The organism is Fundidesulfovibrio agrisoli (assembly GCF_022808715.1).
In the GTDB taxonomy this organism is placed as follows: domain Bacteria; phylum Desulfobacterota; class Desulfovibrionia; order Desulfovibrionales; family Desulfovibrionaceae; genus Fundidesulfovibrio; species Fundidesulfovibrio agrisoli.
In genome coordinates this window covers 221146-241513 of record NZ_JAKZKX010000001.1, presented here as the reverse complement: position 1 = coordinate 241513, position 20368 = coordinate 221146, and the positions used below count along the sequence as shown (strand labels likewise).

The 20368-nt window shown below is 66.2% G+C and carries 26 protein-coding genes and 1 pseudogene; 1 reads left to right on the top strand and 26 read right to left on the bottom strand.

All coding sequences use genetic code 11. From position 1 onward, the window contains the following. Positions 1 to 17 precede the first annotated feature (17 nt). From ilvN to MLE27_RS01060, 9 genes are all read right to left on the bottom strand, one after another. Positions 18 to 497, bottom strand: a complete 480-nt coding sequence (ilvN, locus tag MLE27_RS01100) for an acetolactate synthase small subunit (protein WP_243310008.1) — start codon at positions 495 to 497, stop codon at positions 18 to 20. 10 nt (positions 498 to 507) lie between these two features. Next, positions 508 to 2208, bottom strand: coding sequence for a biosynthetic-type acetolactate synthase large subunit (gene ilvB / locus MLE27_RS01095; RefSeq protein ID WP_243310007.1), 1701 nt, complete (start codon positions 2206 to 2208; stop codon positions 508 to 510). A 3-nt stretch (positions 2209 to 2211) separates the two neighbouring features. Then, positions 2212 to 2445: a DUF465 domain-containing protein gene (locus MLE27_RS01090; RefSeq protein ID WP_243310006.1), complete on the bottom strand. Its 234-nt coding sequence runs from the start codon at positions 2443 to 2445 to the stop codon at positions 2212 to 2214. 31 nt (positions 2446 to 2476) lie between these two features. Next, a complete protein-coding gene (locus tag MLE27_RS01085; RefSeq protein WP_243310005.1) occupies positions 2477 to 2794 on the bottom strand; it encodes a DUF167 domain-containing protein in 318 nt (105 codons plus the stop codon). Continuing rightward, on the bottom strand, positions 2787 to 3305 hold the full coding sequence (locus MLE27_RS01080; protein WP_243310004.1) for a DivIVA domain-containing protein: 519 nt from the start codon (positions 3303 to 3305) through the stop codon (positions 2787 to 2789). Before MLE27_RS01080 ends, MLE27_RS01085 begins: the two co-directional genes overlap by 8 nt. 13 nt (positions 3306 to 3318) lie before the next feature. Next, positions 3319 to 3624: a YggT family protein gene (locus MLE27_RS01075; protein ID WP_243310003.1), complete on the bottom strand. Its 306-nt coding sequence runs from the start codon at positions 3622 to 3624 to the stop codon at positions 3319 to 3321. A 99-nt stretch (positions 3625 to 3723) separates the two neighbouring features. After that, positions 3724 to 4386, bottom strand: a complete 663-nt coding sequence (locus MLE27_RS01070; RefSeq protein WP_243310002.1) for an HAD family hydrolase — start codon at positions 4384 to 4386, stop codon at positions 3724 to 3726. 3 nt (positions 4387 to 4389) lie between these two features. After that, positions 4390 to 5184, bottom strand: a complete 795-nt coding sequence (locus MLE27_RS01065) for a hypothetical protein (protein ID WP_243310001.1) — start codon at positions 5182 to 5184, stop codon at positions 4390 to 4392. 51 nt (positions 5185 to 5235) lie between these two features. After that, complete coding sequence (locus tag MLE27_RS01060) at positions 5236 to 5607, bottom strand: hypothetical protein (RefSeq protein WP_243310000.1); 372 nt, start codon at positions 5605 to 5607, stop codon at positions 5236 to 5238. 77 nt (positions 5608 to 5684) lie between these two features. Here MLE27_RS01060 and MLE27_RS01055 point away from each other — a divergent pair, with 77 nt between their 5' ends. Beyond that, on the top strand, positions 5685 to 5837 hold the full coding sequence (locus tag MLE27_RS01055) for a twin-arginine translocase TatA/TatE family subunit (RefSeq protein WP_243309999.1): 153 nt from the start codon (positions 5685 to 5687) through the stop codon (positions 5835 to 5837). On the opposite strand, the gene MLE27_RS01050 is transcribed toward MLE27_RS01055, so the two are convergent. From MLE27_RS01050 to MLE27_RS00970, 17 genes and pseudogenes are all read right to left on the bottom strand, one after another. Continuing rightward, positions 5831 to 6406 (bottom strand): CDP-alcohol phosphatidyltransferase family protein, encoded by a 576-nt coding sequence (locus tag MLE27_RS01050; RefSeq protein ID WP_243309998.1) that lies wholly within the window; start codon positions 6404 to 6406, stop codon positions 5831 to 5833. The two genes, MLE27_RS01055 and MLE27_RS01050, sit on opposite strands and share 7 nt — an antisense overlap. Before the next feature lie 13 nt (positions 6407 to 6419). Beyond that, positions 6420 to 7538, bottom strand: coding sequence for an N-acetylmuramoyl-L-alanine amidase (locus MLE27_RS01045; protein WP_243309997.1), 1119 nt, complete (start codon positions 7536 to 7538; stop codon positions 6420 to 6422). A gap of 9 nt (positions 7539 to 7547) precedes the next feature. Further along, the gene (gene miaA, locus MLE27_RS01040; RefSeq protein WP_243309996.1) at positions 7548 to 8531 is read right to left on the bottom strand and encodes a tRNA (adenosine(37)-N6)-dimethylallyltransferase MiaA; all 984 of its coding nucleotides are present in this window, start codon (positions 8529 to 8531) and stop codon (positions 7548 to 7550) included. Further along, a complete protein-coding gene (coaD, locus tag MLE27_RS01035; RefSeq protein ID WP_243309995.1) occupies positions 8528 to 9040 on the bottom strand; it encodes a pantetheine-phosphate adenylyltransferase in 513 nt (170 codons plus the stop codon). The genes miaA and coaD overlap by 4 nt, the downstream gene beginning before the upstream one ends. After that, positions 8986 to 9582, bottom strand: a complete 597-nt coding sequence (gene rsmD, locus MLE27_RS01030; RefSeq protein WP_243309994.1) for a 16S rRNA (guanine(966)-N(2))-methyltransferase RsmD — start codon at positions 9580 to 9582, stop codon at positions 8986 to 8988. Before rsmD ends, coaD begins: the two co-directional genes overlap by 55 nt. A gap of 2 nt (positions 9583 to 9584) precedes the next feature. Beyond that, positions 9585 to 11621, bottom strand: a complete 2037-nt coding sequence (fusA, locus tag MLE27_RS01025) for an elongation factor G (RefSeq protein WP_243309993.1) — start codon at positions 11619 to 11621, stop codon at positions 9585 to 9587. 1 nt (position 11622) lies between these two features. After that, positions 11623 to 12441 carry a hypothetical protein gene (locus MLE27_RS01020; RefSeq protein ID WP_243309992.1) on the bottom strand — a complete coding sequence of 273 codons (819 nt, stop codon included), beginning with the start codon at positions 12439 to 12441 and terminating at the stop codon, positions 11623 to 11625. A 36-nt stretch (positions 12442 to 12477) separates the two neighbouring features. Then, on the bottom strand, positions 12478 to 13212 hold the full coding sequence (locus tag MLE27_RS01015; protein WP_243309991.1) for an outer membrane protein assembly factor BamD: 735 nt from the start codon (positions 13210 to 13212) through the stop codon (positions 12478 to 12480). A 24-nt stretch (positions 13213 to 13236) separates the two neighbouring features. Then, complete coding sequence (trxB, locus tag MLE27_RS01010; RefSeq protein ID WP_243309990.1) at positions 13237 to 14166, bottom strand: thioredoxin-disulfide reductase; 930 nt, start codon at positions 14164 to 14166, stop codon at positions 13237 to 13239. 4 nt (positions 14167 to 14170) lie between these two features. Continuing rightward, positions 14171 to 14506 (bottom strand): annotated as a pseudogene (trxA, locus tag MLE27_RS01005) (thioredoxin); the annotation flags it as partial. Between the two features lie 90 nt (positions 14507 to 14596). Further along, complete coding sequence (locus MLE27_RS01000; protein WP_243309988.1) at positions 14597 to 15835, bottom strand: GAF and HD-GYP domain-containing protein; 1239 nt, start codon at positions 15833 to 15835, stop codon at positions 14597 to 14599. Positions 15836 to 15880: 45 nt separating this feature from the next. Continuing rightward, positions 15881 to 16939 carry a tRNA (adenosine(37)-N6)-threonylcarbamoyltransferase complex transferase subunit TsaD gene (tsaD, locus tag MLE27_RS00995; RefSeq protein ID WP_243309987.1) on the bottom strand — a complete coding sequence of 353 codons (1059 nt, stop codon included), beginning with the start codon at positions 16937 to 16939 and terminating at the stop codon, positions 15881 to 15883. Beyond that, entirely contained in the window at positions 16936 to 17949 is a 1014-nt protein-coding gene (gene fbp / locus MLE27_RS00990) for a class 1 fructose-bisphosphatase (RefSeq protein WP_243309986.1), read from the bottom strand. Before fbp ends, tsaD begins: the two co-directional genes overlap by 4 nt. Before the next feature lie 22 nt (positions 17950 to 17971). After that, the gene (locus tag MLE27_RS00985; RefSeq protein WP_243309985.1) at positions 17972 to 18829 is read right to left on the bottom strand and encodes a hypothetical protein; all 858 of its coding nucleotides are present in this window, start codon (positions 18827 to 18829) and stop codon (positions 17972 to 17974) included. A 93-nt stretch (positions 18830 to 18922) separates the two neighbouring features. Beyond that, the gene (locus tag MLE27_RS00980) at positions 18923 to 19795 is read right to left on the bottom strand and encodes a tetratricopeptide repeat protein (RefSeq protein ID WP_243309984.1); all 873 of its coding nucleotides are present in this window, start codon (positions 19793 to 19795) and stop codon (positions 18923 to 18925) included. Then, positions 19779 to 20096, bottom strand: a complete 318-nt coding sequence (locus MLE27_RS00975; protein ID WP_243309983.1) for an FtsB family cell division protein — start codon at positions 20094 to 20096, stop codon at positions 19779 to 19781. Before MLE27_RS00975 ends, MLE27_RS00980 begins: the two co-directional genes overlap by 17 nt. 3 nt (positions 20097 to 20099) lie before the next feature. Further along, positions 20100 to 20354, bottom strand: a complete 255-nt coding sequence (locus MLE27_RS00970) for a hypothetical protein (RefSeq protein WP_341482486.1) — start codon at positions 20352 to 20354, stop codon at positions 20100 to 20102. Positions 20355 to 20368: the final 14 nt, after the last annotated feature.

Below are 20368 nucleotides of genomic sequence, written 5' to 3'. Positions count from 1 at the left end.
GCGGAGCTCAAGCGAATTTACTGCATGCTGCGCCGCATGGCCACCGCGCCGGTGCGGGCGATCTCCTTGATGCCGAAACGCTGCATGAGGTTGATGAGCGCGGAGAGCTTGTCCTGCGTGCCGGTGATCTCGATGGTGAGCTCGTCGAAGCCCACGTCCACCACCTTGCAACGGAACACGTCCACGATACGCAGGATCTCCGCCCGTTTGCCGTCCTCGGCGGAGACCTTGAGCAGCATCATCTCCCGCTCGACGTTCTTGACCTCGGTCAGGTCGACCACCTTTATCACCGTGACCAGCTTGCGCAGCTGCTTGATGATCTGCTCGATGATCTGCTCGTCCCCCACCGTGGTGATGGTCATGATGGAGACGCCGTCCTCGAGGGTGGGGGCCACGTTGAGGGTTTCGATGTTGAAGCCCCTGCCGCTGAACAGGCCGGATACGCGGGACAGGACGCCGGGTTCGTTTTCCACCAGGATAGAGAGTATGTGGCGCACGGCGTCCTCCTTAGACCAGGATCATTTCGGTGATGGATTTGCCCGCGGGAACCATGGGGTACACGTTCTCCTCCGGGTCCACCAGCACGTCCACGATGCAGGGCTTGGGCGAGGCGAACGCCGCCTTAAGGGTGGCCTCCATATCCTCCGCCTTCTTCACGCGGAAGCCATCCGCGCCGTAGGCCTCGGCCAGCTTCACGAAGTCCGGGGCAACGTCCAGGCAGGTGTTGCAGTAGTTCCTGTCGTAGAAGAGCTCCTGCCACTGGCGCACCATGCCCAGGTAGCCGTTGTTGAGGATCACGATCTTCACCGGCAGATTGTAGGCCACGGCGGTGGCCAACTCCTGGATGCACATCTGGATGGAGCCGTCCCCGGCCACGTCGATGACCAGCTTCTCAGGGAATGCGGCCTGCGCGCCGATGGCCGCCGGGAAGCCGTAGCCCATGGTGCCGAGCCCGCCGGAGGTCAGCAGGGTGCGCGGTTTCGTGTAGTTGAAGAACTGCGCGGCCCACATCTGGTTCTGGCCCACCTCGGTGGCGATGATGCAGTCGCCCTTGGTGAGCTTGTGGATGGCCTCCACCACGGCCTGGGGCTTGATGGGCCCGTCCTTGGCGGCGGGTTTGTAGGTCAGGGGGTGTTTCTTCTTCCAGGCGGTGATCTGCTCGAACCAGGCGTCCTTGGGGGCGCAGGGCGCGCCGGACTTGACCACCTCGGCGAGCTCCTTGTTCAGGGCCTCCAGGAACAGCCTGCAGTCGGCCACCACGGGCACGTCCACGCTCACGTTCTTCTGGATGGAGGTGGGGTCGATGTCGATGTGCACGATGGTGGCCTTGGAGGCGAAGGCGCTCAGCTTCCCGGTGACGCGGTCGTCGAAGCGCGCGCCCACGGCAAGCAGCAGGTCGGCCGAGGAGATGGCGTGGTTGGCCGCGAAGGTGCCGTGCATGCCGAGCATGCCCAGCCAGCGCGGGTCGTCGCCCGGGAAGCAGCCCAGGCCCATCAGCGTCGCCGTGACGGGGATGTTGTGGGCCTGGGCCAGCTTCGTGAGTTCCTTGGAGGCGCTTGAGCTGATGACGCCGCCGCCCGCGTAGAGCACGGGGTTCTTGGCCTTGCAGATCAGCTCGGCGACCTTGCGCACCTGCTTGACGTTGGGTTCGTAATGCGGGTTGTAGCCGCGCATGCTCACCTTCTTGGGATAGCTGAAGGCGGCGCGCTGCTGCTGTATGTCCTTTGGCAGGTCGATCAGCACGGGGCCGGGCCTGCCGGACTGGGCCAGGTAGAAGGCCTCCTTGATGGTTCTGGCCAGCTTGGTGACGTCCTTGACCAGATAGTTATGCTTGGTGCAGGGGCGCGTGATGCCCACGATGTCCACTTCCTGAAAAGCGTCGTTTCCGATCAGCGGTGTGGGAACCTGCCCGGTGATGATGACCACGGGTATGGAGTCCATGTAGGCCGTGGCAATACCGGTTACTGCGTTGGTTGCGCCGGGGCCCGACGTTACGAGGCATACCCCTACCTTGCCCGTGGCGCGGGCGTAGCCGTCCGCCATGTGGATGGCGCCCTGTTCATGGCGTACCAGCACATGCTTCAGGTTGGGATAGTTGGGGAACTGGTGGTAGATGTCTATCACCGCTCCGCCGGGAAAGCCGAAAAGAACGTCCACTCCCTCGCGTCCGAGAGACTCGAGGAGAATCTGAGCCCCGGTCAGTTCCATGAGTTAATTCGCCTCCGCCTTGCGGTAGGTGACGAGCATTGATTCAAGGCGCGTCCTGCCCGCAAGCTTCTTTTTCTTGAGTTCCTTGACTTCCTGCAATTCGGTCGGGTTGAGGTACGACTTGCTTTCGAGCTTCTCAATCATTTTCTCGAAGGCCACGTGATCAGCGTAGAGCGCTCTGAGTTCCGCGTCCGATTCGCTGTGCTTGGCGATAAGCTCCAAATCGTGACTGTCCATTGGCGCCGCCTCCTGTTGGATGTTGATAGCCTCAACCGGCCGCGCTCCCCGGCGCGGCCCAGTCCGGTTGTTGGCCGGGCCTGATGCGCAGGGTCTTTTTGCGGCCGGTATGTCCCGCCGCCAGCTCCAGGGCGCTTTTGGGCACCCCGAAATATTTCGCCATGAACGCCACCAGGGCGTCGTTGGCCTTGTTGTCAACCGCGGGGGCCCTGAGCCGGATCTTCAGCCGGCCCTCGACCACGCCCGCCACGGCGTCGTGCTTCGCTCCGGGCTGCACCCACACCAGGATGCGGTAGCCCCCGTCCTTGGCCTGCTCGGCGTATGCGGGCAGCCCCGCCGGATCACTCACCGCCGTCGGCGAAGGTGAATTCGCCGCCGGGCCGCCGGGCGTCGGTGGACGCCTCAGCCGATTCGAGCAGCCTGAAATGTCCTTCCAGCAGTCTGCGCAGCTCCTGGGCCATGGCCTCCTTCTGGGCGCGCAGGTCGGCTATGTCCTCATAGACCCTGGCCTTGAGCAGGTTGGCGTCCGCCACGAGGCGCGCCCCCTCGGCCCGGGCCTCCTCCAGGATGCGCTGGGCGTCCTGGCGGGCCTTGCCGGTGCTTTCGTCCACGATCCTGCGCCCGGCGGCCAAGGCCTCGCGCAGGGCGGCGGGGTTCGCGTTGGTGTCCGGTTCGGGCGGGCGGGCCGCGAGGCTGCGGTCGCACTGCGACAGGCGCTCCGCCAGCCTGCGGTTTTCGTCCGCCATCTGCCCGAGGGCCTCGGCCACGTCGTGCAGGTAGAGATCAACCTCATCCGGGCTATAGCCGCGTATGCAGCGGTTGAACTTCTTGTTGAGCAGGTCGATCTTGGAGACCGTCACACGCTTGCCCCGGTTAGCGCACCATGTATGCCAGTTGCAGCACCGACTCGACGATGAACACCTGGCCGATGAACTGCAGGGCCAGGATGACCACAAGGGGGGACAGGTCCATCCCTCCGACCATGACAAAGGGGAGCAGCCGCCTCACCCGGTAGAGCACCGGCTCCGTGGCGGAGTACAGGAAACGGATGACCGGGTGGTAGGGGTCGGGCCTGACCCAGGAGACGACAGCCGCAATGATGATGATCCACTTGTAGGCGCCGAAGACGAAGTCAAGAATCAGAGCGATGGTCTTGAGGAGCGGTCCCAAAAAAGGCATATGATTCCTCGTAGTTGCGGTCAGGAGACAATGATCCACATTGCGTTCAGCCTCTCACACACCCTGGTGCAAATCAAGGGCTTTTTCGGACGCGCCGCCCTACGCGAGGCAGGCCACGACCCACCTGCGCAGGGGCTCGTAGTCCTCGACGTGCAGCGCGGCGGCGAGCCCCTCGTTCCTGAACGCCCAGAAGGCCACGCCGGCGGCGCGGGCGGTCTGCTCGTCCACGCCGGTGTCGCCGATGTAGGCCACCTGCTGGCGCGTCACGCCCCAGTGGCGCATGATGGCGTGCACGCCCTCCGGGTTGGGCTTGGGATGCTTGACCTTGGCCGCGGTTATCACCGGGTCGAAGAATTCGGTCAGCTCGAAGGTCTCCAGGAGCATCTCCATGGAGTCCGTGCGGTTGGTGTTCACCGACAGCTTGAAGCCGAGCTCCCTCAGGGTGGTGAGCAGCTCCACGAGGCCGGGCTGCAGCGTGGTGTAGGGCAGCATGTCGGTGAACTTTATCCGGCGACGCACGGCCTCGGCCTCGGCCATCTTCTCGGGCGGGATGATGCGTTGCATGGAGGGGATGACCGCGTGGGCGTGCACGTAGTCCTCCTCCTCGGGGGTCATGGGCAGCATGCCGATGGTTTCGCGCACGGTGTTGTAGTACATGCGGTTGGCGTCCTTGGATTCCACCAGCACGCCGTCGCAGTCGAATATGAAGCCGTGGATGCCCTTGAGCAGCTCGGGCGAGGGATTGTCGCGGCTGACGAACATCGCTCAGCTCCCCGCCGGGACCAGAACCGTGACGCTGCGCGCCTGCCAGGCCTTTTCCGGGTCGGCCCGGCGGGAAAGGCACAGCCTGCGCCCCTCGGCCTCGGCCTCCAGCCACGCGCCTTGGGCTTCAAGGCCGAAGCGGGCCAGGGTGGCCTCGGAAGCGGGGGCGAAAGTGACGCCGAACTCTTCCCAGTCGGCGCGCAGGGCGGCGTCCCGGCTGAAGAGCCCGCAGCCCTCGGGCAGGAAGGCCAGCACGGCGTCCAGGATCATCCTGGCGGGCACGGCCGGGCCGGAAGGCACCAGCGACGGCTTGCCCTCCACCAGGCCGAGTCCGTCGTCGTCAAGGGCGTCGTCGCCGTCCATGCCGAGGTTCTGCTCGAAGGTCTTCCACTGGTCGTCAAGCCGCGCCTCGAGGCCCTTGAGCTCCCTGGCCACGTCCTCCAGGGCCCAGGCCAGGCACAACTCGGTCTGCGCCTTGGAGAGGGTGCGCTCCAGGGCCTTGGCCGCGGCATCCTCGCCCTGCACGGCCGCCTGGATCTGGTCTTTGATGGCGTGGGTGGTGTTCTTGTGGAAGTCCTCGTATACGCCGGAGGCGAAGGCGGAGACGTCGGCCACGGTCTTGGATTCGCGGGCAAGCTGGACGAACTGCGCGAGCATCGCCTTGGCCACGTGCCCCGACATGGGCAGGTTGGCGGGCGTGAACCTGGTAGCGTCGCCCTGCCCTTCCGCCACGCCCGGGTCGAACAGGCGCACCCCTGCGGGCAGGCCTTCCGCCCCGGCGGCGGACAAGGTGGGCACCAGGACGAGAAATACCTCTGAAGCTGAAGTCGTGTGGTGTGTCACCAGCGGTCATCCCCGGTGTTTGAGTGAATAGTTGCGGCACCTGCCCGCGCACTCCGGGAAGCGGAGCACGCACAGGCCATCCATGCCGTGCACACAGTTCGGAAAGCCCTCGTTACCACCGGGCTCATAGTCCTGACAACCCGTATCATGGCGGCAAAGTTCCAGAAAACGCCGCTCCCACATGCCGCGGGCCTGGCTCTCGCCCAGCCCGAAGGCGTCGGCCTGATCCAGGAAGGAGTCGTACATGGCGTGCAGCTTGAGCACCACGCTGCACTGGAGCCACTGGTCATACCCGGGGTTGAGGTGCTCCTCGTAGAAGCAGCGCCCGGCCAGGAAGTGGGCGCAGGTGAAAGCCGGCAGGCGCACCACCTTGCTCACGCCGCCCCCTCCGTTTGTTGACCGGCACCGGGCCACGGTGTAGTCCTGCGGAAATCCTTCCCGAAGGGAGCGCAGACATGAGCCTCATGGGCTTGCTGGTAATCATCCTCGTCGTGCTGGTGCTGTTCAACGGCAGCAAGCTGCCCGGCCTGGGCAAGGGCCTGGGCAAGGCCATCCGCGAATTCAAGCGCTCCAGCAGGGAGGACGGCCCCAAAGACGGCGATCACTGATCCTGCCCTCCCGTGAACATGGCCAGCCCCTTGGCCACGTAGTGGCCGCCTGAAACAACCGTCAGTGCGGCCGCAATCCATATCAGGCCCTCCAGCAGGGCCTCGCCCGCGCCGCCCCAGACCTGCATCCCCGCCAGGAACCCCATCAGCACGAGCGCCATCTGCGTGGCCGTGGTAAGCTTGCTTATCAGGCTCGGCTGGATGCTCTGGCGCATGTCCCGGCCCCAAAAGGTCAGCACCGCGATCCCGCCCAGGATGATGACGTCCCGGCTGACCACCAGCACGGCCAGCCAGAGGGGAATCCAGCCCGCGTGGGCCAGGCAGATGAAGGATGTGACCAGCAGGATCTTGTCCGCGAGGGGGTCCAGGATGGCGCCCAGGGCCGAGCGCTGATCCAGCAGGCGGGCCAGGAGGCCGTCCAGGGCGTCGGAGAGCCCTGCCAGGAAGAACATGCTCAGCGCGCCGAAGTAATTGCCGTCCAGGAAGAGCACCACGAAGAATGGCGTGAGCAGGATGCGCGCCATGGTGAGCGCGTTGGGGATGGTCCAGTTTCCGGCACTGCGAGCCATGCCCGATGAAACCTCATCCGAGGATGCGCGTCAAGCCCTGGGCCAGGCTGCTGGCCAGGGCCGCCTGGAAGTCCTTGCCTTTCAAGGCTTTTTCCTCCTGAGCATTGGAGAGGAAGCCCAGTTCGATGAGCATGCAGGGGCAGCGGGGGCCATCCAGCACGCCGAGCGGAGCCTGCCGGGCGTGGCCCGGGGCCAGGGGCGCGGGCGGGGACAACTGGATGACCAGGGCATCGGCGAGCTCCTTGCCGCGGCGCTCGCCGGAGCGGGCGCGCCAGGCACCCAGCAGGCCGCGCTGCGAGGCGGGCTCAGTCAGCACCGGAGGCTGCACGCGCTCGAAGCGCAGCACGCCGTTTTCCAACTCGGCCACGGCGTTGGCCTCGGGGTCGGAGGCGGTTCCCGAGTGGCTGTAGATTTCCACGCCCGCATACCCCGGCAGGGAGGCGCCGCAGTGCAGCGAGATCATCAGTTCGGCCCCGAAGAGATCGGCCTGGGCCTTCCTGGCCCACAGCGGCACGGCGTAGTCGGCCTGGCGGGTGAGCATGGCCCTGAACCCGCTCGCGGCATTGAGTTCCGACGCCAGCAGGCTTGCGACCTCCAGGGTCAGATCCTTCTCGGCGAGGCCCGTGGTCCCGGTGACGCCCTTGTCCGCCCCGCCGTGGCCGGGGTCGATGAGCAGCAGACGCTTGCTGGCGGCCTTGCCGGTCTTGGCGAACGCTGAAAGCTCGTCCCTGGCCTGCTCCTCCAGGGGGGAAAGCCGCTTGGACTTGATGGGCTTCTCCGCCGGAGCGGGCGGCAGGGGGTGCTGGGCCAGCACGTCCAGCATCATCCGGGAATAGCCGTCGGCCGGGTCGATGCGCAGGGCCAGGCGGAAGTTCTCAACGGCCAGGCGCGGCTGGCCGGACAGGTGGTAGGTCCGCCCCAGCAGGTTGAAGACCCAGGCGTTGGCCGGGTCGAGCTTTGCGGCCTCCTTCAGGGCCGTCAGAGCCTGGGCTGTCTTGCCCTCCTGCAGGCGGGCCAAACCTTCGGAGGCCAGCTCCTGGGAGGTGGCCGCCAGGACTCCGCCCGGAAGGGCCAGGGTCAGCCCGGCAAGGCCCAGCCCCTTGAGCATTTGCCTTCTCGCCACGTACTTCATGGGAACATCCTAGCCCGATATGGGCCGCAGGTTCAACCAGCCGGAGGCCAGCGCGACCATTTCACGCGTTTTTCCCGGCCCGAACCAATGGATGGAGGTGTCGCGTTTGAACCAGGTCATCTGGCGCTTGGCGTAAGCCTTGGTGTTGGAAAGCCAGAGGTCCAGGGCTTCCTGGAAACCCAGTTCGCCCCGCAGGTGCGCGGTCAGTTCGGCGCAGCCTATGCCGGAGAGCCCCGGCGCGGACGGGTCCGGCGTTTCGGCCACGGCCCGGCGGACCTCCTCCAGGGCGCCCTGCTCCAGCATGGCATGAATGCGGGCCGCCAGCCGTCTGTCCAGGGCGGCCTTTTCCATGCGGATGCCCATCTTCAGGCAGGGCAGGTCCAGGGGTTTTTCTGCCAGGGCGTGCCAGGCGCTGAAGGTGCGGCCCGTGGCCTCCAGCACTTCCAGCGCCCGGGTGACGCGCTGGCGGTCGTTGGGGTGCACCCGCGCGGCGTAGGCGGGGTCCGCCTCGGCCAGCCTGGCGTGCAGAACGTCGCCGCCCTGCTCGTCCCACTGGCTGGCCACCCGCTCCCGCACGTCCCGCGGCACGTCGGGTATGGGGGCGAGGCCTTCCAGCAAGGCCTGCAGATAGAGCCCGGTGCCGCCAACGAGAATGGGCGTGCGGCCCTGCTCCAGCACGGCATGCACGGCCTTGGCGGCCATCTCCGCGAAGCTCCCGGCCGACACCGCCTGGGAGCACGGCATGAAGCCGTAGAGCAGATGCGGGCAGCGGGCCTGCTCCTCCGGGCTGGGCTGGGCCGTGGTGACGGGAACGACCCGGTAGACCTGGCGGGAATCGAAGTTGACCACGGAGCCCCGGAAGGCCTCGGCCAGGGCCAAAGCGGCCTCGGTCTTGCCCGCGCCGGTGGGGCCCACCAGGCACAGGACCTTGCCCGGAGCGCCTCGCTGGCCACCAGTACTATCCAGGCCGGCGGCGCTTTTGTTTCCGCTCATGCCTTCTTGCCGCGAATGGGCCCCAGGCGCTCCACCAGGCGGGCGCGCACGGCGTCGGGCACCAGCCCTTCGTAGTCGCCCCCGGCCCGGGCCAGTTCCTTGATGATGGTGGAGCTGATGTAGAGCCACTTGAAGTCGGTCATGAGGAAGACGGTCTCGATGTCCTTGTCCAGGCGGCGGTTCATCAGGGCCAGCTGGAACTCGTAGTCGAAGTCGGAGACGGCGCGCATGCCGCGCAGGATGACCCCCGCCCCCGTGGAGCGCACATATTCCACCAGCAGGCCGCTGAAGGGCTCGACGCTGACGCCCGGGTCGTCCTTGAAGACTTCGCGGATCATGTCCACGCGCTCCTCCAGGGAGAACATGGGCTGCTTCGGGGAATGCTCGGCCACGGCCACGATGATGCGCGGGAAGACGTTGAGTCCCCGGCGCACCAGGCTCCAGTGGCCCATGGTCAGGGGGTCGAAGGTTCCGGGGTAGACCGCTGTGCGGGGATCTGGTGCGTCCATATGAGTATCCTGGTCTGTCCGTACTGGCGGTCGGCCTCAAGCGCAAGCGAGGCGGGCCAGCCGTCGTATTCGAGGTGTTTTTCCACTTCCGCCACCACCAGCGCCCCGTCGGCGAGCCAGCGTTTGGCGGCGAGCAGGTTCATCACGGGGGCCAGCAGCTCCTGGCCGTAGGGAGGATCGACGAAGGCGAGGTCGAAAGGGATGCGGGGCGGCCTGGCCAGAAGCTTCAGGGCGTCCGCCGGGGCGGCCGCAATCCGGGAGGCCTCCAGGCCCAGCAGCCGGGCGTTGTCGGCTAGGCGTTTGGCAAGGGCGCGGTTGGCCTCCACGAATTGCACGAAGGCGGCCCCCCGGCTCAGGCACTCGAAGCCGAGGCTGCCCGTGCCCGCGAACACGTCGATGACGCGCGCGCCCGACAGGGCCAGGCCGCGCGCGGCGATGATGTTGAACAGGGCCTCGCGCACCACGGCCATGGCCGGGCGGCAGCCCTTGGCCTCCAGCGTGGGCAGGTTGCGCCCCTTGAAATTTCCACCGAGGATGCGCATGCCTAGTCCATCAGGTCGAAGCGTTCGAATTTCATGACCAGCCCCGCCCTGCCCTGCGTGGCCGAGCGCAGCTCCGTGGAGAAGCCGAACAGCCTGCTCAGGGGGGTGAGCGCCTGGACCACCTTGAGCCCGGCCCTGTCGAAAAGGTTCTCGATCTTGGCGCCCTTGGCGCCCAGCAGGCCGATGACGTCGCCCACGAAATCGCCGGGGACGCCGATCTCGAGCAGCATGATGGGTTCCAGCAGCGCCGGGCGCGCTTCGCGCAGGGCTGCCTTGAGGGCCTGCGCCGCGGCCATGCGGTAGCCCACGGCGGAGGATTCGCCGTCGAGCCTGCCCATGTCCAGCACCCGCACGGAGACGTCCTGCACGGGGAAGCCGGAGTGCACGCCCGAGGCCAGGCCGTCCTCCAGGCCTTCGGCCACGGCGTCCAGCCAGGCCTTGGGCCAGGCCTTGGGGTCCAGCGGCACGTGGATCTCGCGTCCCTTCTCCCTCGGCAGCGGGGAGACCTCCAGCGTCACCTTGCCGTAGTGCTTCTGCCCGCCCAATTCGCGCTGGAACACGGCCTCGCCCGTGGCCTCGCGGGTCACGGTCTCCTGGCAGACCACCTGGGGCTTGCCCGAGCGGGGCGAGAGCCCGTGCTCGCGGCGGATGCGCTCCAGCACGACCTCCAGGTGCAGCTCGCCCATGCCGGAGAGGATGAGCTGGCCCGTATCCTCGTCGTAGACGCTGCCCAAGGTGGGGTCTTCCAGCAGGAGGCGGCCGATGGCCTCCTGGAGCTTCTCCAACTCCTCGGTGTTGCGCGGCTCCAGTGCCAGCGAGAGCACCGGCTTGTACTGCGAGATGCTCTCCAGCAGCACCGGGCGGGACTTGTCCGCCAGGGTGTCGCCCGTGCGGGGCAGCTTCATGCCCGAAATGGCCACGATCTCGCCGGGACCGGCCTTCTGCAGGGGCTCCTTCTGGTCGGCGTGCAGACGGAACAGCCGCCCCACCCGCTCGGTCTTGCCCTGGGTCACGTTGAGGCAGTCCGCTCCTTCCACCAACTCGCCGCTGTAGACCCTGGCCAGGGCCAGTCTGCGCCCGGCCTCCATGAGAACCTTGAACACCAGCGCGGCCAGCGGGCTCTTGGGGTCGGGGGCGAGCTCGACTTCCTCGTGGGTGTGGGTGTGCTGGCCGTGGGCCGCAGCCACATCCGCCGGGCTGGGCAGATAGTGGCAGACCGCGTCCATGAGGGGCTGCACGCCCATGTTGCGCAGGGCCGAGCCCGTGAGCACAGGCACCAGGGAGCGTGAAAGAGTCGCCTTGCGGATCACGGGACGCACGGCCTCCGGGGCCAGCTCCTCCCCGCCGAGGTAGGCCTCCATCAAGGCGTCGTCGTGCTCGGCGAGGGCCTCCAGCATGGCGTCGCGCCAGGGCGCGGCCAGGGCGCGCTCCGCTTCGGAGAGCGGGACGCGCTGCACCTCCTCCCCGGCGAAGGTGAGCTTCTCCTGGGTCACAAGATCGGCCACGGCGTGGAAATCCTGCCCTGAGCCAAGGGGGATTTGCAGGGCCAGGGGCCTGGCCCCCAGGCGCAGCCTCATGGACTCCAGCACGGCCGCGAAGTCCGCGCCGGGCCGGTCCATCTTGTTCACGAAGGCCAGCTTGGGGACCTTGTAGTGCTCCGACTGCCGCCACACCGTTTCGGACTGGGGCTCCACGCCCGACACGCCGCAGAACACGCCCACGGCCCCGTCCAGCACGCGCAGGGAGCGCTCCACCTCGATGGTGAAGTCCACGTGGCCCGGAGTGTCGATGATGTTGATCTGGTGCGCGTTCCAGTAGCAGGTGGTGCAGGCCGAGGTGATGGTGATGCCGCGCTCCTGCTCTTCGGGCAGGTAGTCCATGGTGGCGGTGCCCTCGTGCACTTCGCCCATGCGGTGGATCTTGCCCGCGTAATAGAGGATGCGCTCGGTCAGCGTGGTCTTGCCCGCGTCGATGTGGGCGATGATGCCGATGTTGCGCAGGGCGGCGAGCCCCTTTTTGCCGGTGGCGGGTGCGGCCATGTTACCCCCTGCCCAACTGCACGCGGGTTTGGTGGAAAAGGGCTTCGGGGAGGCCGGGCCAGTCCCACATGGCTTCGCGGCCCGGCTCCAGCACCAGGGGGCACCAATCCGGCGCTTGCCCCGGGTATGCCAGGGCGGCGTCCAGCGAGCCGGGGGCGGCTTCGTCCCAGGAGTTCAGCCTGGTAAGAGGCACCCCGGCGTGGGCCACGGCCACGGCTTCCATGTCCCATTGCGCGCCGGAATCCAGAACGACCATCGAAGCGGACGGGCGCAGCCAGTGGCTGATTTCGCCCGCGTCGCGCACGCGGCTCCACAGCGCGAAATCGCCCAGGCAGGCCACCCCGCCCGGCCCAAGGGCGGACAGAGCCTCCAGGCAGCCGGGCAGTTCCTTGAGGGGGGGCGAAAAGACGTTCTCCACGCCGCAGAGTTCCAGCGCCGCGAGCACGGCGTCGGGCCAGGGGGCGCTGACCCCGGGACGCAGCACAGCCACCAGCGGGATGCGCCGGGCCATGGCCGGGAGCACCGCGGCCACCACCTGCGCCGGGGCCTGGACCGCCTGCCCGAGCACCAGGGCGAACCAGGGGCGCGGGCGCTTCTCGATCAGGCGGGTGTTGCCGGAGGGGAACGTCCCGGCTGTGAGCGTCCGGGCGGGGGCTTGCGGGTCAGCCGTTTCGTAGGCACCCGCGATGCAGGTCTTGATGACGGCGCGGCCGGAGTCGCCGGTGCGGGCGTAGGCCCTGGCGAAACGGCCGTCGCCGACGCGCCACCGTTCAGGAAGGGGCGGCGCGCCGGGCGAGGGGGAAGATTCCGGATAGTTCATGGGATGAAAAGGGCGGCCCGGAGGCCGCCCAGTCTGTTAGAGCCACTTGAGGAACTTGTGCCAAGTGCCTTCCGCATCGCGGCGTTCGTTCTCCGAGAGCGTCTTCTGGTACTCCAGGTAGGACACTTGTGCCCGTTCCTTGGCGTACTTGAATATCTCAGGAAGATCCTTGAAGTTTTCCGCCACATACATGTAGCGCTTCCAGGCCGCGCCGTAGCGGCTGCTGTTCCAGTAGAAGTCCGCGATGAAGATCTCGTGCTGGGCCATGCGCGTGCGGCACTTCACGATCCAGTTGGGTGCGTCCTTGCCCCATTGGGAGTTGGGGTAGGCGTCCTTGAGGACGGTGAAGTACTGGATGGACTCATTGAGGCCGTCCTGGGGCAGGTCGATGGAATCCAGTCTGCGGAAGATGGAGACACCGATCTGGTAGAGCACGTAGGGAATCTGTTCGTGCCTGGGGTGCAGCGCCTCGAACTCCTTGTAGGCGTCGGCGGCCTGCAGGAACTTGTCGTCCATGAAGTAGGCGTCGCCCAGGCCCACGATGCCGTCAGGCGTGTAGGGGCTGAAGGGGTAACGGTCCTTGAGCTTCAGGAAGTATTCCTGGGCCTCGGTGTACTTCTTCTCCTTCATGGCCTCGCGACCCGCCTCCCAGAGCTCCTGGGCGGTGTCGTCAGGAGGGGGAAGGAAGTAGTAGTCGATGAAGCCGCAGCCGGAGAGGCCGAACAGGAGCAGCGCCAGACAGAAGGCGCGGGCGATGGTGGTTCTTGTCATGTGTGTGATTTCGGGGGCCGGGTTTTAATGATGCCCCAGTGTCTCCAGATAGCTGATGACTGTGCTTGCCGCCAAGGCCCCGTCACCCACGGCCGTGGCCACCTGGCGGACGTTCTTGGAACGGACGTCTCCGGCGGCGTAGATGCCTGGGATGGAGGTGCGGCATTCCTGATCGGTGACGATGAAGCCCTTGCCGTCCAACTCGATGCCCGCGGGGAAGAAACCTCCCTGCGGTTCGTAACCGACGAAGATGAATACACCCTCAACGTCGATCCGCCGGACAGCGCCGGTTTTCACACACCTGACCATAACGGCCTCGACCTTGTCATGCCCGACGATTTCATCCACCACGGAGCTGCGCAGGATCTCGATGTTCGGGTGAACTTCGCACTTGTCCTGGTAGCAGCGCTGGGCGCGGAAGTCGTCCCGGCGGTGGATGAGGTAGATTTTTTTGACCAGCCTGGCAAGGTACAAAGATTCTTCAAGGGCGGAATTGCCTCCGCCGATGACGGCCACGTCCTGGCCCCTGAAGAAATTGCCGTCGCACAGGGCGCAGTAGGAGACACCCTTGCCCAGAAGCTGCTTCTCACCCGGCAGGCCGACGCGCTTGTACTGCGCGCCGCTGCAGATGATGACGGCCCTGGCGTGGAGGGTGTCCTCGTCGAGTTGAACGCGATGCACGCCTTCGTGGGGCTCGATGGATTTCACGGAGCCGCTGAAGTGCTCCACGTTGGGGTAGGCGGTGAGATGCTTCGAGAATATATCCGCGAGCTTCCACCCTTCGATGCCCTCGGGGTAGCCGGGGTAGTTCTCGATGAGGTGCGTCATCAGAACCTGTCCGCCGTGGGCCAGTTTCTCCACAAGAGCCACTTTCAGGTCGGACCTGGCAAGATAGAGGGCCGCCGTGAGCCCCGACGGCCCGCCCCCGACGACCACGGCGTCGAACATTTTCATGAGACTAGAGCGCCTTCTGGCTGATCATTTCCTTGATGGAGGATTTGGAGACGGCGCCGGTGATCTGCTCCACCACTTCGCCGCCCTTGAACAGGATCAGGGTGGGGATGGCGCGGATGCCGTACTTGCTGGGGGTGGAGGGGTTCTCGTCCACGTTCATCTTGGTCACTTTCACCTGGCCGGTGTACTCGTTGGCCAGCTCGTCGATCACGGGGCCCATCGCCCGGCAGGGGCCGCACCAGGGCGCCCAGAAATCGACCAGCACGGGGAGCTGGCACTTGAGGATTTCTTCTTCGAAGTTCGCATCGGTGATCTGGATGGCCATTGTGATTCTCCTTTGCTGTTGCTTGGCGGGCGCGGAGCGGCCGTCACAACGAAGCGCCCCGCGGGTTCGCGGGACGTTCGGGCGGCGTTCCGGCTTGTTTGGTTCTTACAGAACGTCCTCGATTTTGAGAAGCGAATAATTTCGGAATTTTTCGAAATCGGCCTCCGTATCCGCGTGGGTGATGCGGATGGCGTCGGCCTCGTCCAGGTTCTCCAGCAGGATGTCCACCAGGGTGGGATCGAAGTGTCTGCCCCGCTCCTCCTCGAGGATCTGGACGACCTTCTCCATGGGGAAGGCGGGCTTGTAGACCCGGCGGGAGCTCAAGGCGTCGAACACGTCCACCAGGGCGGTGATGCGCCCGAACAGGGGGATGGCCTCCCCGGCGAGCTTGCGCGGGTAGCCGTTGCCGTCCCAGCGCTCGTGGTGGGTCAGGGCCACGGACTGCGAGGCCTTGAGGATGGGGTTGGAGTCGCCCTTGAGGATCAGCGCGCCGATGAGCGTGTGGTACTCCATGGTGGCGCGCTCCTCGGGGGCGAGCAGCCCGGGCTTGTGCAGGATGGAGTCCGGGATGCCCAGCTTGCCGGTGTCGTGCATGGCCGCGCCCCAGTGCAGCAGCTCCAGCCCGTTCCTGTCCATGCCGAGGTTGCGGCCCAGCAGCAGCGCGTATTCGCTCACGCGGGTGATGTGGTTGGCCGTCTCCTTGTCGCGGTATTCGGCCGCAAGGCCCAGCCTGAGCACGCTGTCCAGCCAGGACTTCTGCAGCGCCATGGTCAGCTTGGCGTTGACGATGGCCACCGCCGCCTGGGAGGCCAGCGCCGCCACCACGGGCAGGCACACGGAGTCGAAGGGGACCACCCGCCTGCCCTCCGCGGTCTCGCGCGTGGCGTTGATGAGCTGGAGCACGCCCACCACCTCGTCCTTCTGGTCCATCATGGGCAGGGAGAGCATGGAGTGGGTGGAATAGTCGTTGGCGCGGTCGCTGGCCGGGTTGAAGCGGTACGGGGCGGAAGGGTCGATGTCGTATACGTCTGGGATATTGACCATTTCCTTGCTGACGGCCACGTACCCGGCGATGGACTCGGCGTTGAGGGGCAGCTCGTAGGTCTTGAAGAGGGCCCGGCAGGCGGTTTCACCCAGCCTTTCGGAGAGGGTGCCGTTCTGGGAGGTCTCGAAGCGCAGCACGGCGCCGTCCACCAGGTAGACCGAGCCCGCGTCGGCCCCGGTGAGCTTGCGGGCCTCCAGCAGGACCATTTCGAGCAGGTCCCCAAGCACGCGCGTGCTGGAAAGGGCGAGTCCGACCTTGATGAGCTGGCCGGCCTGGCTTTCGAATGAAAATGCGGGCACATCGCCCTGAGGAGCAACGTGGCAGGGTTCCATGATTCTCGAAACCTATCCGGGCATCTTCAAAAAGTCCAGCGGTATGGCCTTGCCTCGGGGTATGGACGTCACTTCGGGGCCGTGCCTGTAGCCCGCCCGGAGCATCATCTCCCCCAGGTAGGCCACCATCACGGCGTTGTCCGTGCACAGCCCGGCGGAAGGCAGCACGCAGGCGAGCCCCCGCTCTTCGCACATGCGGCCCAGCACGCGCCGGATCATGGAGTTGGCGGCCACCCCCCCCGCCACGACGAGGGTTCTCGCCTCGGGGTGCTGGTCCGCCGCGCGCTCGGTCTTGATGCGCAGGGTGTCGGCCACGGCGCTGTTGATGGAGGCGCAGAACAGCGGCAGCCCGGGTATGTCGGGCAGGCCGCCGTCCGGCAGCGCGGGCAGGCGCAGGTGCGGGTTTTGCGAGATGTGGCGGGCCACGGCGCTCTTGAGCCCGCTGAAGCTGAAATCCAGGCCGGGGTTGGCCGTGTAGGGCCGGGGGAAGAGCGTGTCGTCCGGCTGCACAGTGCTGCCCAGGATGTCGATGTACTTGCCGCCGGGATACGGCAGGTTCACCAGCTTGGCGGCCTTGTCCAGGGCTTCGCCCGCGGCGTCGTCCAGGGTGCGGCCCAGCAGCTCGAAGTCGAAGGGGGAGCGGATGAGGTAGAGGTGGGTATGCCCGCCGGATATGAGCAGCCCCAGGGCCGGGAAGGCGATCTCCCGCTCCAGCCCGGCCACCATAAGGTGGGCGTGCAGGTGGTTGACGCCAACCAGAGGCACGCCAAGCCCTTGGGCCAGGCCCTTGGCCAGGTTCATGCCCACCAGAAGGCTGCCCAACAGGCCCGGCCCGCGCGCCACGGCCACGCCCTCGATGTCGACTGGGGCAAGGCCCGCGTCGGCCATCAGCCCGGAGAACAGGGACGTGGCCTTGCGCAGATGCTCGCGCGAGGCCAGCTCGGGCACCACGCCCCCGAACAGGGCGTGGAGCTCCACCTGGCTGGCCATGCGCTCACCGAGCACCCTGCCCTCCGACACGAGCGCCAGGGCCGTTTCGTCGCAGGATGTCTCGATGCCCAGACAGATCATTTTTTGTGCTTGCGGTAGATTTCCATCACCTTGTCCACATCGTTGCGGCTGCCGATGAACAGGGGCACGCGCTGATGCAGCTCGGATGGCTCGATCTGCAGGATGTCGATTTCGCCGTCGGTGGCCTTGCCGCCCGCCTGTTCGATCAGGAAGGCCAGGGGGTTGGCCTCGCACATCAGCCGCAGCTTGCCCTTGGGCTTCTTGGGGTCCTGCGTGTCGGCGGGATAGAGGAAGATGCCGCCGTAGAGCATGTTGCGGTGGAAGTCCGCCACGAGGGAGCCGATGTAGCGCTGCGAGTACGGCTTGCCGCGGGCGTTGTCGGTGCTCTTGAAGTAGCTCACCGCCTCGCGGGTGGCGTCGTCCCAGTAGTTCCAGTAGGCCTCGTTGACCGAGTAGACCTTGCCGGTTTCGGGGGTCTTGATGTCGGGGTGGGAGAGCAGGAACTCGCCCACGCTGGGGTCCATGGTGAAGCCGTGCACGCCGCGCCCGGTGCTGTACACCATCATGGTGGAGGTGCCGTAGAGGAAGTACCCGGCCGCCACCTGGTCCGCGCCTTTCTGGAGCACGTCGGCCAGCGTCGCGCCGCACTTGCAGGTCGACTTGCGGCGATAGATGGAGAAGATGGTGCCCACGTTCACGTTGGCGTCGATGTTGGAGGACCCGTCCAGCGGATCGAAGATCAGGATGTAATCCCCTTGGGGCATGTTTTCCGGGATCTCGATGACGTCGGCGTTCTCCTCGGAGGCGATGGCGCACAGCACGCCGGCGCGCTCCATCCGGTAGATCAGGATGTCGTTGGCGTAGTCGTCGAGCTTGCGCACGGCCTCGCCCTGGACGTTGACCTCGCCGGTGAGGCCCAGCACATCGACCAGCCCGGCCTTGTTCACCTCGCGGGAGATGATCTTGGCCGCGAGGATGAGCTCGTTGAGCATGGAGGTGAACCGCCCGGTGGCCATGGGCGATTCCTTCTGGTGCAGCAGCAGATGTTCGGTGACGGTTACCTGGCGCATGGTTGACCCTTCCTGGAAAGCGTTATTGCGCCGGGGCCTGAACCGGAGCTGGGGCCGGGGCCTCAGCCGGTGCGGGTTCGGCGGCGGGCTGGGGGGCTGCCTTGGGCTGCTTGGGCTGCGCCTTCACCGTCTCGATGGCGTAGATCAGGAACGTCTGGGCCACGGCGCGGGCCTGCCACTGGAACTTGCGGCCGCCCACGGTGTCCTGACCGGAGACGTTGGACTTCAGGATGTTCTTCCACTTGAGCTGGGACATGGCCTGCCCGGCGCTCTGGTCGTCGCCGCTCCACAGGGCTTCGCCGGGAGACATGATGAGCAGCTTGCCCGGCTCGGGGGACTGTTTGGCCAGGCTGGCGGCGTCGAAATGGGCCACCAGGATGCCCACGAAATCGTTCTCGACGTAGAGCGGCTTCGCGATCATGACCTCGGCGCCCAGCTCCGTCACGGAGACGGCGGCGGCCATCTTGCGCTGTTTGTACAGGTTCTCGAAATCAGCCAGCGGGGTGAAATCCACGTTCTTGATTGAGAAGGCGGGCTCGCGCCTCACCACGGTGCCGTTGGGGCTCAGCTCGGCCAAGCCGGTGAGCCAGGGGAAGGAGGTCATCACCTTCTGCACCCACTCGGCCTCGGGCGGGGCGTCCTGGGCGGAAAGGGCCCGCAGCAGGTATTCGAGCTGGGCGTCCACGGGGGTGAACAGCTCGGCGAACTTGAGCACCGTGGGGTCGGACGTGCCCAGGTCGCTCAGGTCGATGGTGGGGTCGACGTTGACGTACTCCTTGTACATCTTCTTGGTGCTTTTCCAGTAAGGCTTGACCGTGTCGCAGCCAGCGGCGGCGAAAAGGGCGCAGGCCACCAGGGCCAAAATGACGCGCTTATGCATGAGGCCGATCCTTCTTAACGGGGTGATGGACGTGCTCCGCCCGAATTGCATGCGATGCGTCTACTCTCTGGAGCGGGCGTAATCAAGCGGGTGTTAGGCCGTGGCCCGCGCGTCCAGGCGGTTGGCGAGCGCCTCGAGCATGCTCACCAGCTTGGCGCCGGACTTGGGCTGCGCCTCCGGCGCGGATTTGGCGGGGGACGCCCCGGAGGAAACAAGGAGGTTGATCTCTTCAATGCGGGCGGAAATATTCTTTTTCTCCTGCTCGGAGGAGGCCAGGCGAAGCAGGTCGCCGTAGATTTCCAGGGCGGCCGCGTAGTCGCCGTGGCGGGCCAGGAGCTCGGCCATGGTGCGGGTGCGCACGGCGGCCACGTTCTCGGAGGCGCACTCGGGGGGAAGCATCTCGGCCGGGGCGTGGCGCTGCTGGGCCTCGATGCGCTGGGTCAGGGCCATGACCTCTTCGGCGCCGCGAAGGGAAAACGGCTCGGATTCGCAAGCGGCGGAGCGCCCCGCGGCCGGAGCCTCGGCGAGGGGGCGGGAGGGGGCCCGTGAGGATGTCGGGGCGTCGCCGATCTGGGCGTTGAGCCCCTGCTCCATCAACGACAGCCAGGATACTTCCTTGCCTTGCAGGGAGAGGGCCAGGAAGCGCAGGGCCAGGGCGGCGTCCTTGGAGAGGCCGGGGGCCTTGGCGGCCCATAGGGTCCATACGGCCGGATAGTCGGCCAGCAAGGGGGAGACTGCGTCGAACTGGCAGGAGGCTTCCTCCTCCCGGCCGAGGCGCATCAGAAGCTCCACCAACAGGAACTTGGCTTCCATGTGGGCGGGATGAAACTGGATGGACTTCTGGAGGACGGCCACCGCCTCCTCGGTTTCGCCCTGGGCGGCCAGCATCCGGCTGAGGGGGAAGAACACCCTGGAGTTGGGGTCGTCCGAGAGAACTTCACGGTAAAATTCAATTTTTGATGTCATCGCCGACGCTTCCTTCAGGGTATTGTCCGGGGAAAAGATAGATGATCTCGTTGTCGCGGAGGTAGTTGCCGTGGGCGCGGGTCATCTTCTCGGTGAAGGCCCGGTCGGACTTCAGCCAGCGGATCTCCTGGCTCAGGTCGAGCGAGCGCCCGGCCAGGGCGTCTATGCGCGTCTTCAACTGCTTCTGGTGGTTCTTGAGGTCGAGGTAGGCGAAGACGCCCTTGTCGCTCCAGACGAGGTTGTACAGCAAGACGGCGTTGCAGCAGAGGATCAGAGCGAGGAGCAGGCGCCGTATGAACATGGTCTATTGCAGTGTCTGGTTTTTGGTTTCGCCCGAGCGGGCCATGGCCGAAGGCGTCTTCAGCTCCTGCAGGAAACGCTCGGTCGCGGTTTCTATCCGCGCCACGTCCTCTTCGTCAAGCTCGATACCGTCCATTTCATTGAGGAAAGACTTCAACACCTTGAATTCCGGAAGCAACATGCTGCCGGAGTCGATGCGCTGCAGAAGCGGCTCCAGTTCCAGAATGGTCTGGAGGCAGTTCACGATGCGCGCCGCCAAGGAAGAAGACCTGG

Bases quoted from the DNA above. Each gene is read 5' to 3' on its own strand.
- ilvB (WP_243310007.1), bottom strand. From the start codon at position 2,208: ATGGAACTGACCGGGGCTCAGATTCTCCTCGAGTCTCTCGGACGCGAG.
- MLE27_RS01090 (WP_243310006.1), bottom strand. From the start codon at position 2,445: ATGGACAGTCACGATTTGGAGCTTATCGCCAAGCACAGCGAATCGGAC.
- MLE27_RS01075 (WP_243310003.1), bottom strand. From the start codon at position 3,624: ATGCCTTTTTTGGGACCGCTCCTCAAGACCATCGCTCTGATTCTTGAC.
- MLE27_RS01070 (WP_243310002.1), bottom strand. From the start codon at position 4,386: ATGTTCGTCAGCCGCGACAATCCCTCGCCCGAGCTGCTCAAGGGCATC.
- MLE27_RS01055 (WP_243309999.1), top strand. From the start codon at position 5,685: ATGAGCCTCATGGGCTTGCTGGTAATCATCCTCGTCGTGCTGGTGCTG.
- MLE27_RS01050 (WP_243309998.1), bottom strand. From the start codon at position 6,406: ATGGCTCGCAGTGCCGGAAACTGGACCATCCCCAACGCGCTCACCATG.
- MLE27_RS01045 (WP_243309997.1), bottom strand. From the start codon at position 7,538: ATGAAGTACGTGGCGAGAAGGCAAATGCTCAAGGGGCTGGGCCTTGCC.
- miaA (WP_243309996.1), bottom strand. From the start codon at position 8,531: ATGAGCGGAAACAAAAGCGCCGCCGGCCTGGATAGTACTGGTGGCCAG.
- coaD (WP_243309995.1), bottom strand. From the start codon at position 9,040: ATGGACGCACCAGATCCCCGCACAGCGGTCTACCCCGGAACCTTCGAC.
- rsmD (WP_243309994.1), bottom strand. From the start codon at position 9,582: ATGCGCATCCTCGGTGGAAATTTCAAGGGGCGCAACCTGCCCACGCTG.
- fusA (WP_243309993.1), bottom strand. From the start codon at position 11,621: ATGGCCGCACCCGCCACCGGCAAAAAGGGGCTCGCCGCCCTGCGCAAC.
- MLE27_RS01020 (WP_243309992.1), bottom strand. From the start codon at position 12,441: ATGAACTATCCGGAATCTTCCCCCTCGCCCGGCGCGCCGCCCCTTCCT.
- MLE27_RS01015 (WP_243309991.1), bottom strand. From the start codon at position 13,212: ATGACAAGAACCACCATCGCCCGCGCCTTCTGTCTGGCGCTGCTCCTG.
- trxB (WP_243309990.1), bottom strand. From the start codon at position 14,166: ATGAAAATGTTCGACGCCGTGGTCGTCGGGGGCGGGCCGTCGGGGCTC.
- tsaD (WP_243309987.1), bottom strand. From the start codon at position 16,939: ATGATCTGTCTGGGCATCGAGACATCCTGCGACGAAACGGCCCTGGCG.
- fbp (WP_243309986.1), bottom strand. From the start codon at position 17,949: ATGCGCCAGGTAACCGTCACCGAACATCTGCTGCTGCACCAGAAGGAA.
- MLE27_RS00985 (WP_243309985.1), bottom strand. From the start codon at position 18,829: ATGCATAAGCGCGTCATTTTGGCCCTGGTGGCCTGCGCCCTTTTCGCC.
- MLE27_RS00980 (WP_243309984.1), bottom strand. From the start codon at position 19,795: ATGACATCAAAAATTGAATTTTACCGTGAAGTTCTCTCGGACGACCCC.
- MLE27_RS00975 (WP_243309983.1), bottom strand. From the start codon at position 20,096: ATGTTCATACGGCGCCTGCTCCTCGCTCTGATCCTCTGCTGCAACGCC.